We start from the raw sequence: 13,792 nt of genomic DNA on the forward strand, positions 1-13,792 counted from the left end.
GCGGGAAAGGGGGCAGCCGTTGCCGGCCACCCCCGGATTTCCCGAAAGGCGCCGATCAGGTGATCGGCAGCAGCGTGCAGGATTGGCTGGTGGTGCCGAAGTTTGCCGCAGCGCTGTTGCAGGTCCAGCCGGCGTACCAGGTGTCCGAGCTGTCACGGACCGCGCCGATGTAGGCCGCCGTCGAGAAGAACGAGGACAGCGTGGTCACGTTGAACGCGGTGACGGCGGTTTCGTTGGCACCGTTGATGTACAGGCTTGCCAGCGTGGGCGTGAACCCGGCGTTGTTGTTGTTCGAGCCCGAGCCGAAGAAGCCCGCAACCTGCGCAGCGGTGTAGGCGCCCGTGCCGATGAAGCGATCATCGCCAGTGCCTGCGCAGGACATGACCACCGAACGCGCAGTCAGGGTCGAGGAGGCCGTGCCGCCCGAGCCGTTCATGCGGATGCACTGGTTGGCCGGAGCGACGACGACGCCGTTGTAGAGGCTGATGTCGGAATTGCCGCGGAAGAACAGCGCCGCCTGGCCATTGGCTTCGTTGTTGCTGCTGGTGGCAGGCTGGATCGCCGTGAAGTTGGCAATGCGCGAAACCTGACGCGGCGTCTGGCTTTCGTTGCCGTTGCTGTCGAGCTCCATCAGCGTGTCACCCGCGCCCGAACGCTGGATCAGCAACAGGTACTGCAGGTTCGCCTGGACGCCGGTGTCCATGTCGAGGCTGTCGTCATCGGCACCGACAGAGATGTAGTGCTTCATGTTCACGGTGCCGCCGAAGAACTCGGCCCCGTCATCCGAGCTGTTGTAGCTCTGGATGTAGTCCAGTTCCGTGCCCGAACCGACACCTTCGAGCGTGAGAGCCTGCAGTTCCGAGTTGGAACCAAGCACGTAACCCGAATAACGGATCTGGACGTACTTCATGGCACCGCTGCTGTCGGCGCTGTTGGTGCCACCGAACAGGGCGGGGTCGGCCGAACCTTCGGTCTGGCGTTCGCAGGTGCTGGCAGTAGATCCGCTGGCGACCGAACCGGTGGTGCAGTCAGTGATCGGCGCACGGCCCATCAGCACGACGCCGCCCCACTGCCCCTGCGAAGTTTCGGTGTTGAGGCCGAGCACGTTGTCGCGGCTGGTGAAGATGATCGGTGCGGTTGCCGAGCCGACCGCATTGATCTTGTTGCCGCGGTTGACGGCGAGCCAGGACGTGCCGGTGTTGCCGAACAGGATCACGCCCGGCTGGATCGTCAACGTAACGCCAGTGCTGGTGCTGCTGAAGCCGGCATCGGTGCCGACATCGACGCGACCGTTGATAGAATAGAGCAGCCCGGCGATCTTGGGTAGCGTGGTCGAACGGGTGATGCGGGCAGGCAGCGTGCACACGCGCCACGAGCCCTGCGCCGAAGTGACCGTTCCGGCATCGGTGAGTCCGGTGGGGTCTTCGATGGTCGGGCAACCAGCCGCGGCGGTGACGGTCGGAGTCGGGGTTGGCGTGGGGGTCGGCGTCGGAGTTGGCGTGGGCTGGTTGATGACAACATTGCCGCCGGTGCCGGGCGAGGCGATGTCGGTCGGGCCGCAGCCAGCGAGCGCCAATCCGCTGCAGCCAACGAGCATAAGGCCGTGGAACTTCTTCACTTGGTATCCCCCATGGATAACAGCGGGAGCGATTCCCGCCGGGTCGAGGGGTGATCTAGGCCTGCAAAGTGACAGCCACTTTGCGGTTTCCTGACAGAAATAAGTCAGAATATCTGACGGTTATTTGACATTTGTGACGACAGCACGGAAATCTGCCGGATAGAAAATTGCAGTTTTGTGACAATGTTTCACTTTGATTGCAGTCACCGCCATCGGATGCATAATCAGACTCAACAAGCCGAAGCGCTGACCGAATGCGCAAGGCCGAAAAGCAAAGGAGAGTCTCGATGTCCGCAACTCTGTTTCTCGCAGCCGCACTGATGGCACAGGCTCCCGCCACGCTGACAGTGCCGGCGCCTGCTATCGAGAGCGGTGATGTCGGCTATCATGAAATCATGGCTGGCCGTCCCCGCGCGGCGATTGCCAAGATCGAGAACAGCGATCTTGTGCAGAAGCAGGATCCCTTGGCTCTGATCAACCTGGGAACGGCCTACAAGCTGGTGGGGGAGAAGCAGAAGGCGGCCGAGTTCTACCGCGACGCAGCATCGAGCGACGAGCGCTATGACGTGCAGCTGTCCGATGGGCGCTGGGTCGATTCCCGCCGTGCCGCCTCACTTGCGATGCGCGGACTGGAAACCAACGAGGTTCTTGCACTGCGCTGATCGCTGTTCGGATTCTTGCATGTGCGAAAAGTGAAAAACGATCTCGAAAATTAACTTTCGTTGAATTTTCAGAACGGAGATTCTTTGCTTCACTCTGGAAGTAACTCTGGGGTGGGTTTCATGGTCTCGTTGAAATGCTTGCTGGGCTATCATCGCCCGGTACGATCAGAAGTGTCGTTTGAATTTGATGGCTACGTCGGCAAGTGTGAGCGCTGCGAGGAGAGCATCAAGCGCTTGCGCAAGGGGCGCTGGGTCAGAAGGCGACGTTCCCATCGTTGACCACGGCGACCGGCCGAAGATAGCAACAGGCGGGCACTAGGCGGCGTGGACAAATTCCACAGCGCCACGGCTGGAGGCAAAAACCCCAGTTCAAGGAGGCGAGGAAGCGCAATATCGGGAATATTGTGCGACGAGCCGACGCCGAAATGGCGGTTTTTGGTCCAGCCCCGCAGGGGTTGCCCTGTAAAAGGCCTTGGCAGCGTTGCTCGGCCTTGAAAGAGGCCCACTCTTCCTGCGCCCTCGCGCCTCGCCAAGGCCTTTTACAGGGCAACCGTAGCGTTGTGGAATTTGTCCACGCCGCCTAGCATCTGACCCTGTGAAACGTCGGCTCGTATCGGGTGCAGGAGGAGCTACGGAAGCCGCTCCCCCGCGCCGCAACGAGCACGGCGTACCAATCCGTTCGCGTCCACCGCACCTTGAGCGCGGCTGCGCCCTCGGCAATGCGCTGCGGCTTTTGCGATCCGATGATCGGCACGATGCCCGCAGGATGCGCCAGGAGCCATGAATATGCCGCGACTGCGCGGGATACGCCCTGCGCGTCGGCCACGACATCGAGCGCGGAAGCCACTGCCATTTCGCGATCCAGCTTCGGCCCTGTCAGACGGCCACCACCAAGCGGCGACCAGGCCATCGGCGTCAGGCCCAGCTGCATAGCCTGATCGAGTTCGCCGTTCTCGAAGCAATTGATCTGCAGCGGGCTGATCTCGGGCTGGGTCGTCGCCAGCTTTTCACCCAGAAAGTGGTTGAGTGCGGCGATCTGGTGGGTGGTGAAGTTTGATACGCCGAGTGCGCGTACCTTGCCCGCAGCCACCGCATCATCGAGGACCCGCGCAGTTTCGTGCGGATGGGCCAGGATGTCCGGCCGATGGATCTGCCACAAGTCGATAACGTCGGTCTGCAGGCGTCGGAGGGAATCCTCGATCGCCGAGCGCAGATAGTCCCGGCTCTGGTCATAGGGCAGTGGCGGCAGGATGCCGCCTTTGGTGGCCAGCACCACGCGATCGCGCAGCGCAGGTTCTGCGGCGAAGACCTCGCCCAGCAAAACCTCGGCATCGCCAAAGCCTGCCTGCCCGTCAAACCCGTAGATGTCGGCGGTATCAAGGAAGGTGATCCCGGCGTCGAGCGCTGCGTGAACCAGCTTCGCCGCGTCAGCCACGCTGCGGCCGTCCTCGGCAAGGCGCCACATGCCCCAGGCAAGCGGCGAAACGGCAATGCCGGAAGACCCGAGCGGGCGGAAAGCAGGTGGCAGGGGCAATTCGTTCATGAAGAAGTCCTGATTGGTGGCGCGGTTGCGCTATCCGGCCGGGAGAATACCCACGGCTGGCCGATCGGGCCAGCAGGGAACGTCCCTGCGAAAAGGCGCAAATTGCTGCGGGAGAAAACAACGGGATGACTGCAGGTTCCCGGGTTGGGAAGGGCTCGTCGCACCGTTTGAGCGCAAACCCGGCGGTCCATTTTCGCCCAACCCGCTCAGCGACGGCCAAAAGGTTAATATTTCCTAATTTTTCATTGGTATTCAAAGGTTTGTAATTGCAAGGCAAATGACATTACAGCATATGTCTCGTGGGGGTGGCCCGGGGTATGTCAATGAACAGCCAGGAACGAGAAAGGATCGCAAGGATCACGCTCCTGCTCAACGAATTGCTTTCTGCACCGGAACAGCAGACGTCGCTGGAAACGCCTCCTTCCACCGCAGACCTCGTTGCCATCGCCAAGAGCGAAATCCGTGCTCGCCGTCACCGGCAGGAGCTGTTCCCGAACATCCAGGTCGCAGATCCTGCATGGGACCTGATGCTGGAACTGTTCATCAATCAGGCCGAGGGACGGCGCATCTCCGTGACCGGTCTGGGCCTCAGCGCGAATGTGCCGGGTGCAACGGTGCTGCGCTGGCTGGCCATGTTCCACGAATCCGGGCTGATCCTGCGCGAACCGGACTCTGCCGACCGGCGGCGCATCTGGGTATCGCTGACCGAAAGCGGCTGGGAAAAGATTGCGTTGGGCATCACCCCGTCAAAGGCGGGGCAGCAATCGCAGCGTTCTGAACGAGCCGAGGAAAAAAGCCCCGGCTCGCCTTGGCTTGCGGCCTGACGCCTTCAGCCCCGACCACGATAGGGCGCAACCCCCTGGTCAGGCAGCCACAGACCCGCCGGCGGGGCATCCGACTGCCAGAACACGTCGATCGGAATGCCGCCGCGAGGATACCAGTACCCACCGATCCTCAACCATTGCGGCTTCATCTCGGCAAACAGGCGCTGGCCGATGCCGACGGTCACGTCCTCGTGAAAGCCGGCGTGATTGCGGAAAGATCCGAGGAACAGCTTGAGTGCCTTGGATTCGACGATCGTCTCGCCCGGCGCATAGTCAATTACTAGATGGGCGAAGTCGGGCTGGCCCGTCACCGGGCACAGCGAGGTAAACTCGGGCGCGGCGAAGCGGATCATGTAAAGCGTGCCCGGGCGCGGATTGGGCACATAATCGAGCACGGCTTCGTCCGGCGATGCCGGCAGGGCGGAGTTCTGCCCGAGGAAAAGAGGAGTCTTGGTCATTGTCTGGCCTCTGGACGCGCAGGCGGTGCGACTTGATCCGCCACCATGCGATCGCTTGAAGTAAGAAAAGAAGTGGCTCGCCCATGCACCCGTCGCAGACCGGGAGCAAGTGGCCCGATCGTGCCTCTTGGTTCACGGGGCATTAAACTGGCGGGCAGTCATGCCACGGCGATGAGGTTTTTTTCGGGGTCATTCGTCACTTCGGCAGCGACGCTTGCGCTTTGCGCAGGCGCTGCATCCGCGCAGGATGCCACCACATGGCAATTGCCCCCGTCGGAAAAGCCGAGTTCCGCCGCGCAAGGGCCAGTCGTTCCCGATGCGCCGCCGCCTCGGGCGACGACAGAGCAGCCCGCTGCACCGCCCTCGCAACCGGTCGTGACCGTGCCGGTACCGGCGCCGGCTCCTTCGCCCGCAGCGCCCGTGGCATTACCTTCGCCGAGGTCCGTGCCTCGACCAGCGGCTGGCGCTGAAGCATCCGAAGCCAAGTCCGCCGAAAGACCTACGCAAACAGCCGAAAGCGCGCCCCCGCCTCCGCAACCCACGGTCGCAGCAACTGAACTGCCGGAGCCGGTCCTGCCCTCCTCGAGGCCGGTGGTGGCGGCTCCCGCAGCGTCTGAGCGGAGGATTTCGGCATACTGGCTGTGGGCAGCGCTTGTTGCCCTGCTTGCGATAGGCGGATCTTGGGCGCTCCTGCGGCGACGTCGCGCAGCACCTCCGCCGGCCGTTTTCGAACCGCCTGTATTACCAGCCAGGTCTCCAGCCGAGGCCCTTGCCACGCCGCCCTCGCCCCGTCCGACCCCGCCAGCCCCCGCCCTGGCGCTTGACCTTGCCGCCGCGCGCATGAGCGCGAGCCTCGTCAATGCCACGCTTTCCTATCGGCTGGTGCTGACGGCAACAGCGCAAGCGCGCGACGTGGTGATTGCAGGCGGGATGACCGCGGCTCACGCCTCGCGGCCCCAGCAGGACCAGCTCGACCCGCGCAATGCGCCGCAATTGCATCGGCTGGAGAGCGTGGGCGCTGGCGAGATCATCGAAGTGTCGGGCGACATCCGTCTGCCGCTGGCCGAGATCACCCCGATCCGCCATGGCAGTGCCGCATTGTTCGTGCCGATCGTCAGGCTTGAAGTGACGGCCGTGGTCGATGGGCGACCGTTCACCATGCGCGCTGCCTTCGTCGTCGGGCTGGAGGACGGTGCCGCGGGGCAAAGGCTCCAACCCTTCCGCCTGGACCTCGGCCCGCGCATCTATCCGAAGATCAGCCAGCGCGCGCTTACCGTTCCGGCCTTTGCGTAATTTCTCGGAAAGGTCGCGCGTCTATCCGTTTTTGTGGTCGACGCACCCGATTGCGGCGTCTAGTCTCGATCCAACGAACCCGCGCCAGACGGGTCGCGCAGCAGGCAGGAGCACGGTTAACCATGGACTCACTGGTTTCGACCCAGTGGCTCGCGGACGAAATGGGCGCGAGCGATCTACGTATTGTCGACGCTACGGCATTCTTGCCAGAGCATGGTCGCGTGCCGCGCCTGGAATATGAGGCATGCCACATTCCCGGCGCCGTTTTCATGGATCTGGCCGAGCTGGTCGATACAGCCTCGCCCGTGCCCAACACCTTGCCGTCTGCCGAAAAGTTCGCCAGCCGTATGCAGACCCTTGGCCTTGGCGACGGCAGCCGCATCGTGATCTATGATGACAGCCCGGTGAAGACGTCGACACGGGCGTGGTTCATGCTGACCAAGTTCGGTGCACAGAATGTGGCGCTGCTCGATGGCGGAATCGCCAAGTGGAAAGCCGAAGGCCGCAAGTGCGCACAAGGTGTTGAAACCTTGAGACAACGCCACTTCACAGTGTGGTCCGATGACAGCCATGTGCGTTCAAAGGCCGATGTGCTCGCCAATCTCGACAGCAACGCCGAACAGGTCATGGATGCGCGGGGCGCCGGACGCTTCACGGGCGATGTCCCGGAGACCAACCCGGCGCTGGCAAGCGGCCATATCCCCGGCGCGCGCAACCTGCCCTATTCCAGTCTTTTCAATCCCGATGGCACGTGGAAATCGCCCGATGCGATCCGGGACCTGTTCGAAGCTGCCGGCATCGACCTGTCGCGTCCGCTGATCTCGTCCTGCGGCTCAGGAATGACCGCCAACGTGCTGATTTTCGCGGCCCATCTGATCGGCAAGGAAGACGTCTCGCTCTATGACGGATCGTGGAGCGAATGGGGGATGGACCCGGCGACGCCGAAGGCGACCGGCGCGGCCTGAGGTTCCTGTCGGCGATCATTGCTGCTATCGCCCGAGGCCATGAGCAGTTCTGACGATTTCGAGAATTTTGGGCCGGCGACGCGGGGCGTGCTGGCCGGGCGGCGCGAGGAGTGGACGGGGACGCCGGGCCATCCCGGTGCGGTCGTCAACCCCGCAGTATGGCGCGCCTCGACGCATCTTTATCCCGATATGTCAGCGCTTCGCGCCCATCCGGCGAACGAGGATGGGCGCTTTTACTATGGGCGCAGGGGATCTCCAACTCAGTGGGCACTCTGCGAGGCACTGACCCAACTCGAGGGTAACTGTGCGGGAACTGTGCTCTATCCCTCGGGCGTCGCAGCCATCGCCGGAGCGTTGCTGACGGTGCTGCGTCCCGGTGACGTGCTGCTGATGACCGACAACGCCTACGAACCCTCGCGGGCGATGGGGCGCGGCCTGCTGAAGGATTTCGGGATCGAGACGCGCTGGTTCGATCCGACCGACCTTGCGTCCTTCGAAGCGGCCTGCTGCGAACGGACACGCTGCGTCCTGTTGGAAAGCCCCGGCAGCCTGACCATGGAAGTGCAGGACGTGCCGGCCATTGCTGCGGCGGCCAGGGCGCGCGGGATCGTCAGCGTGCTCGACAATACCTGGGCCTCGCCACTCGGCTTTCAGGGGCTGCGGCATGGCGTGGACATCGTGGTGATGAGTCTGACCAAGCACGTTTCCGGCCATTCCGACTGCATGATGGGCAGCGCCAGTGCGGGGCCGGAGTGGTATCGCAAGCTGCGGCTTCGCTCGCAGGGTCTGGGAACGGTGGTCTCGCCCGATGATGCCGCGCTGATGCTGCGCGGTTTGCGGACGATGAAGCACCGGCTTGAAGCCGAGACTGCATCTGCGCTGGCAATTGCGCAGTGGCTTGAGGGGCGGCCGGAAGTGGCGCGGGTGCTGTGCCCGATGCTGCCTGGGTCGCCAGGGCATGAGCTTTGGAAGCGCGATTTCACCGGCGGCTGCGGCCTGTTCAGCTTCGTTTTGAAAGGTGGAACGAGCGAGGCGCGGGATGCGCTGATCGATGCCTTGTCCTTGTTTGGCATCGGTTATTCGTGGGGCGGGTTCGAGAGCCTGGCGACGCCGGTCGATCCGGCGAGCATTCGCACGGCCAGCCAGTGGCCGCTCAAGGGGATGGACGCCGAGGACCGTTTTGGCGTGCGTCTTTCCATCGGGCTGGAGGACAGCGCCGACCTGATTGCCGATCTCGAGCGCGGGCTTGCCGCCTGGGCGGGAGCGACCGCATGAACAGCTTCAGGCAACAAGTGGCCGAAGTGATCCGTGCGCTGAACGAGATCGGGTTCGATCTGGGGACCTATCACATCTCGGTGTGGGGCGCCTTGCGCATCGTGATCGTGATGTTGCTGGTGATCGTGGCGGCGCAGCTGATCGGCAAGCTGGCGCGGCGTTTGTTCCGGCGGCTGACCAGCCTTGACCGAACGCAGCAGCTTCTGGGCGAGAAGATCGCGACGATCGTGGTCTGGGGCATCTCGATCCTTGTCGGGATCGACGTGCTGGGGATCAGCCTGACGGCCCTGACGGTGTTTTCCGGCGCCTTCGGCCTGGCCATCGGCTTCGGCCTGCAGAAGACCTTCGGCAACCTGATCGCCGGGATCATCCTGCTGATGGACCGTTCGATCAAGCCGGGCGACGTGATCGCGGTGAACGACGGCAAGGGCAATTCCTTCGGCGAGGTCAAGAAGATCGGCATCCGGGCGGTTTCGGTCACAACACGCGACAACCGCGAGTACTTGATCCCGAACGAGAACCTGATGACCCAGCAGGTGGAGAACTGGTCGTACTCCTCGCGCGAGGTGGCGATCAACATCCCCGTCGGCGTGGCTTATGGCAGCGATCTGGAACAGGTCGAGAAGCTAATGCTCGAGGCCGTGGCTGGCGTACCGCGCGTGCTGTCCTTCCCCTCGCCCGGCGTGCTGCTGAGCGCATTCGGACCAAACAGCATCGACATGACGATCGTTGTATGGATCGACGATCCCGAGGGTGGCGTGGGCAATGTGCGTTCGGACATTCTCAAGGCGGTGTGGCGACTGTTCAGGGACAACGGGGTGGAGATTCCGTTCCCGCAGCAGGATCTGAACCTGAAGGACAGTGAGGGATTGCGGGTGCTGGTGGAGGCTTTGCGGGGCGAAGGTTATCCTCACTCTCCACCGTCACCCCGGACTTGATCCGGTGTCCCGCTTGTTCTGCACCGTCGCCCGAAGTGAAAGCGGGACCCCGGGTCAGGCCCGGGGTGACGTTAGATATTGAAGATCGTGTGACCGGTTTCACTGCGGCGCTAAAGAACATCTAGGCGGGGGAAAAGCATTCTCGCTGGTGACTTGGGCTCACCGCGCCCATCTGGCCCGCATGAGCAATCCCTCTTCAAGAGTCGGAACCGTATTCCTTGTCGGCGCAGGCCCCGGTGATCCGGATCTGTTGACGCTGCGTGCGGCGCGGCTGGTGATGAATGCGCGGGTGCTGGTGCATGACGGGCTGGTCGATCCCGCGATCCTGGCCATGGCGCCAAAGGGTTGCCGGATGATCTCTGTCGCCAAGCAGCGGTCGCGCCACACGATGCGGCAGGAAGAGATCAACGCCCTGCTGGTGCGCGAGGCGCTGGCCGGGAACGACGTGGTGCGCCTGAAAGGCGGCGATCCGTTCGTGTTCGGGCGTGGCGGCGAAGAAGCGGAAGACTGCTTTGCCGCAGGCGTGCCGGTGCAGGTCGTCCCCGGCATCAGTGCAGCGATGGGCGCGGCGGCTTCGGCAATGATCCCCCTCACCCACCGCGACGCGGCAAGCATCGTCTCGTTCGTGGCGGGCCAGTGCAAGGGGCTGACCGACCAGAACTGGGCAGGTCTTGCCGGGGTTGGCAGGACGCTGGTGATCTATATGGGCGTGGCGACTTCGGAAGCGATTGCCGAAAAGCTGATGGCAGACGGGCTTGCGCCCGACATGCCGGTAGCGGTCATCGAGAATGCCGCGCGGCCGCAGATGCGGGTACTGCGCGGGACGCTGGCGGCTTTGGGGCCGCTGGTATCGGACAACAAGGTCAAGAGCCCTGCCCTGATCGTGATCGGCGAAGTGGCAGGCCGGGGAGACATGATGGAATTGAAGCAAGTTTTGGAGGCGGTTCAGTGAAGATCATTACCGGAAGTGATCTGCGCACCGGCGACGTGATCTGGTGGACCGGTGAAGGCTGGTCGCGCCATGTCAACGATGCGGTGGAAGCAGGCGAACATGCCGAGGCGATCATCGCCCGCGAGAACGCCAAGCAGATCGTCACCGACACGCAGGTGATCGAAGCCACCGTGACCGACGAAGGCGTGCGCCCGGCGCACATCAAGGACCGCATTCGCGCCCTCGGGCCGACCGTCCGCCTCGACCTTTCCCTCAAGCCTGCCGACCCTAACGCCGGCACCTGGGTGATCTGAGATGTATCAGTACGACCAATACGACCAGGCGATGGTCGATGCCCGCGTCGCGGAGTTCCGCGATCAGGTGGAGCGCCGCCTCGCCGGTGACATCACCGAGGACCAGTTCAAGCCGCTGCGCCTGAAGAACGGCCTCTACTTGCAGCTGCACGCCTACATGCTGCGCGTGGCCATTCCCTACGGCACGCTGAACAGCCGCCAGATGCGCATGCTGGGCGATATCGCCGACAAGTATGACCGCGGCTATGGCCACTTCACCACGCGCCAGAACATCCAGTACAACTGGATCAAGCTTCAGGACGCGCCGGACATTCTGGCCGATCTCGCATCGGTCGAGATGCATGCGATCCAGACCAGCGGCAACTGCATCCGCAACACCACCGCCGACCAGTTCGCCGGTGCCGCTGCGGACGAGCTGGTCGATCCGCGCCCTTATGCCGAGCTGCTCCGCCAGTGGTCGACCTTCCATCCTGAGTTCGACTACCTGCCGCGCAAGTTCAAGATCGCGATCATCGGTTCGGAAACCGACCGCGCGGCGATGAAGCTGCACGATATCGGCATCCAGCTGGTGCAGAACGATGCCGGCGAGATTGGCTGCCGCTTCTACGTTGGTGGTGGCATGGGCCGCACGCCGATGATCGCTCCGGTGATCGGCGATTTCGTGCCGCCGCTGCAGATGATCTCGTACCTCGAAGCGTGCCTGCGCGTGTACAACCGCTATGGCCGCCGCGACAACAAGTACAAGGCGCGCATTAAGATTCTCGTCCACGAGATCGGTGCCGACGAGTACCGTCGCCAGGTCGAAGAAGAGTTCAAGCACATCCTGACGCTGGGCCTCGAGCCGCCTGCGGCGGAGCTTGAGCGCATCAAGGGCTTCTTCGAACAGCCGGGCTTTGACGCCAATGCGCCTGACGAGCTGGACCTCAGCGATCCCGACTTCGCGCTGTGGGTGGATCAGAACGTCCATGCCCACAAGCAGCCGGGCTATGCCATCGTCAACATCAGCCTGAAGCCGGTTGGCGGCATTCCGGGCGATGCCACGGCTGACCAGATCCGCCTGATGGCAGACCTGGCGCTCGAGCATTCGTTCGACGAACTGCGCGTGACCCACGCACAGAACATCGTGCTGCCGCATGTGAAGAAGGCCGATCTCTACGGCCTGTGGCAGAAGCTCGACGAAGCTGGCCTGGCGTCTGCCAATCTTGACCTGATCGGCGACATCATCGCCTGCCCGGGCCTTGATTACTGCGCGCTGGCCAATGCGCGGTCGATCCCGGTTGCGCAGAAGATCTCGGAGCGCTTTGCCGACCTCGGCCGTCAGCGCGAGCTGGGCGAGCTGAAGCTGAAGATTTCAGGCTGCATCAACGCCTGCGGGCATCACCACGCAGGCCACATCGGCATCCTCGGCGTCGACCGCAAGGGCGTGGAGAATTACCAGCTCCTGCTTGGCGGCTGCGAAGGCGCAGATACCTCGCTCGGCACGATCACCGGGCCCGGCTTCAACGAGGACGGCATCGTCGATGCGGTGGAGAAGGCGACCGACGTCTATCTCGCCCAGCGCGCCGATGGCGAGCGTTTCGTCGATACCTTCCGCCGCATCGGCATGGCTCCGTTCAAGGAGGCGATCTACGCCAAGGAGACTGCAAATGGTTGAGCAGAACCTGCGTTTTCGCGATGACGAACCCGTGGGCGATCCGGCGGTGACGGTCGACGCCTTTGCCGACCAGAGCAACGCAACGGCTGTGCGGATCGAGCCGGGCGACGATGCGCGCGCGCTGCTGCCGCATCTCGATCGGCTCGCGCTCGTGGAAGTGAACTTCCCGGCCTATACCGACGGGCGCGGCTATTCGGCGGCACGTATCCTGCGCGAGCATGGCTATGCCGGCGAACTGCGTGCGGTGGGCGACGTGCTGCTGGACCAGCTTTCGCACATGCGCCGCTGCGGGTTCGACAGCTTTGCACCGAACCAGCCGATCAGCGTGGAGGCCGCCGAAAAGGCCTTCGCGACCTGGCCTGAAGTCTACCAGAAGACCGTCGACGGACGCCCGGCAATCTGGGCGAAGCGTCACCCCGCCTGAGCTGCGGGAGAAGGACAGAAAGTATGGACAGCACCGTAAATCGCAAGATCGATCTGATCGATGTGCGCCCGCGCTTTACCGAGACGGACGCGATCCGCCTCAACAACCTGTTCCGGGGCACCGACACGCACGAGATGCTGCGTTCGGTGATCCGCGACGGGCTGGCGGGCGATCTTGCGGTGGTTTCGAGCTTCGGCGCGGAAAGTGCTGTCCTGCTTCACCTTATTGCCGAGGTAGATCCTTCGGTGCCGGTCCTGTTCCTCGAGACGGGCAAGCACTTTCCGGAAACCGTGGCCTACCGCGACGAGCTGATCGGCTTCCTGGGCATGACCAATCTCCAGATCATCGAGCCTGACCCCGAAGTGATCGCCAAGAAGGACGAGAACGGGCTGCGCTGGTCGTGGGACCCCGATGGCTGCTGCGAGATCCGCAAGGTCGAGCCGCTGGCCAGGGCGCTGCTGCATTTCGATGCCTCGCTGACCGGGCGCAAGGGCTTCCAGTCGAAGACCCGCGCGGGGCTGCCGCGCTTCGAGATCGACCATTCCGACGCGCAAGGGCGGTTGAAGATCAACCCGCTGGCTTCGTGGGACAAGGCGGCGCTGGAAAGCTACTTCGCCCAGCACGGCCTGCCCGCACATCCGCTGGTGGCGCAGGGCTATCCGTCGATCGGTTGCGCGCCCTGCACCAGCAAGGTCGCGCCCGGTGAAGATCCGCGTTCGGGCCGGTGGAAGGGCTGGGACAAGACCGAGTGTGGCATCCACTCGCCCACAGACGCCCAGAAGCCGGGCGACGAACTGCCTCCGGGCTACGACCCGATCTTCTGATCGGCATTTGCCAGTCGTGACAGTGCTCTGCTAGGTCCCTTCGCCGGGACATGGGGGAGTGATCGGTTG

General features: G+C 63.4%; 15 protein-coding genes. 12 read left to right on the forward strand and 3 right to left on the reverse strand.

Translation table 11 applies throughout. From position 1 onward, the window contains the following. Positions 1-55: 55 nt before the first annotated feature. Positions 56-1,618 carry a hypothetical protein gene (locus C7W88_RS22775; protein ID WP_162896082.1) on the reverse strand — a complete coding sequence of 521 codons (1,563 nt, stop codon included), beginning with the start codon at positions 1,616-1,618 and terminating at the stop codon, positions 56-58. Between the two features lie 287 nt (positions 1,619-1,905). Here C7W88_RS22775 and C7W88_RS15130 point away from each other — a divergent pair, with 287 nt between their 5' ends. After that, a complete protein-coding gene (locus C7W88_RS15130; protein WP_162896083.1) occupies positions 1,906-2,280 on the forward strand; it encodes a hypothetical protein in 375 nt (124 codons plus the stop codon). A gap of 580 nt (positions 2,281-2,860) precedes the next feature. Here the strand turns inward: C7W88_RS15130 and C7W88_RS15135 are convergent. Then, the gene (locus C7W88_RS15135) at positions 2,861-3,823 is read right to left on the reverse strand and encodes an aldo/keto reductase family oxidoreductase (RefSeq protein WP_118074177.1); all 963 of its coding nucleotides are present in this window, start codon (positions 3,821-3,823) and stop codon (positions 2,861-2,863) included. Between the two features lie 323 nt (positions 3,824-4,146). On the opposite strand from C7W88_RS15135, the gene C7W88_RS15140 reads away from it, so the two are divergent. Next, positions 4,147-4,647 carry a hypothetical protein gene (locus tag C7W88_RS15140; protein WP_118074178.1) on the forward strand — a complete coding sequence of 167 codons (501 nt, stop codon included), beginning with the start codon at positions 4,147-4,149 and terminating at the stop codon, positions 4,645-4,647. Between the two features lie 5 nt (positions 4,648-4,652). Here the strand turns inward: C7W88_RS15140 and queF are convergent, their stop codons facing one another. Then, on the reverse strand, positions 4,653-5,105 hold the full coding sequence (gene queF, locus C7W88_RS15145; RefSeq protein WP_118074179.1) for a preQ(1) synthase: 453 nt from the start codon (positions 5,103-5,105) through the stop codon (positions 4,653-4,655). 257 nt (positions 5,106-5,362) lie between these two features. Here queF and C7W88_RS22780 point away from each other — a divergent pair, with 257 nt between their 5' ends. The 10 genes from C7W88_RS22780 to C7W88_RS15195 all read left to right on the forward strand — a co-directional run bounded on the left by C7W88_RS22780 (position 5,363) and on the right by C7W88_RS15195 (position 13,723). Further along, positions 5,363-5,575, forward strand: coding sequence for a hypothetical protein (locus C7W88_RS22780; protein WP_162896085.1), 213 nt, complete (start codon positions 5,363-5,365; stop codon positions 5,573-5,575). A gap of 370 nt (positions 5,576-5,945) precedes the next feature. Next, the gene (locus C7W88_RS15155) at positions 5,946-6,398 is read left to right on the forward strand and encodes a hypothetical protein (protein WP_118074181.1); all 453 of its coding nucleotides are present in this window, start codon (positions 5,946-5,948) and stop codon (positions 6,396-6,398) included. A 122-nt stretch (positions 6,399-6,520) separates the two neighbouring features. Continuing rightward, on the forward strand, positions 6,521-7,363 hold the full coding sequence (gene sseA, locus C7W88_RS15160) for a 3-mercaptopyruvate sulfurtransferase (RefSeq protein WP_118074182.1): 843 nt from the start codon (positions 6,521-6,523) through the stop codon (positions 7,361-7,363). 39 nt (positions 7,364-7,402) lie between these two features. Next, on the forward strand, positions 7,403-8,638 hold the full coding sequence (gene metC, locus C7W88_RS15165) for a cystathionine beta-lyase (protein ID WP_118074183.1): 1,236 nt from the start codon (positions 7,403-7,405) through the stop codon (positions 8,636-8,638). Further along, positions 8,635-9,576, forward strand: coding sequence for a mechanosensitive ion channel family protein (locus C7W88_RS15170; protein WP_118074184.1), 942 nt, complete (start codon positions 8,635-8,637; stop codon positions 9,574-9,576). The genes metC and C7W88_RS15170 overlap by 4 nt, the downstream gene beginning before the upstream one ends. Positions 9,577-9,757: 181 nt before the next feature. Beyond that, complete coding sequence (cobA, locus tag C7W88_RS15175) at positions 9,758-10,528, forward strand: uroporphyrinogen-III C-methyltransferase (protein WP_084280642.1); 771 nt, start codon at positions 9,758-9,760, stop codon at positions 10,526-10,528. After that, on the forward strand, positions 10,525-10,821 hold the full coding sequence (locus tag C7W88_RS15180) for a DUF2849 domain-containing protein (RefSeq protein ID WP_118074185.1): 297 nt from the start codon (positions 10,525-10,527) through the stop codon (positions 10,819-10,821). Before cobA ends, C7W88_RS15180 begins: the two co-directional genes overlap by 4 nt. 1 nt (position 10,822) lies before the next feature. Further along, positions 10,823-12,475: a nitrite/sulfite reductase gene (locus tag C7W88_RS15185; protein WP_118074186.1), complete on the forward strand. Its 1,653-nt coding sequence runs from the start codon at positions 10,823-10,825 to the stop codon at positions 12,473-12,475. Then, positions 12,468-12,899, forward strand: a complete 432-nt coding sequence (locus C7W88_RS15190) for a DUF934 domain-containing protein (RefSeq protein WP_062343640.1) — start codon at positions 12,468-12,470, stop codon at positions 12,897-12,899. The genes C7W88_RS15185 and C7W88_RS15190 overlap by 8 nt, the downstream gene beginning before the upstream one ends. Positions 12,900-12,922: 23 nt before the next feature. Next, positions 12,923-13,723, forward strand: coding sequence for a phosphoadenylyl-sulfate reductase (locus tag C7W88_RS15195; RefSeq protein ID WP_118074187.1), 801 nt, complete (start codon positions 12,923-12,925; stop codon positions 13,721-13,723). Positions 13,724-13,792 lie beyond the last annotated feature (69 nt).

The organism is Novosphingobium sp. THN1 (assembly GCF_003454795.1).
Classification (GTDB): Bacteria; Pseudomonadota; Alphaproteobacteria; order Sphingomonadales; family Sphingomonadaceae; genus Novosphingobium.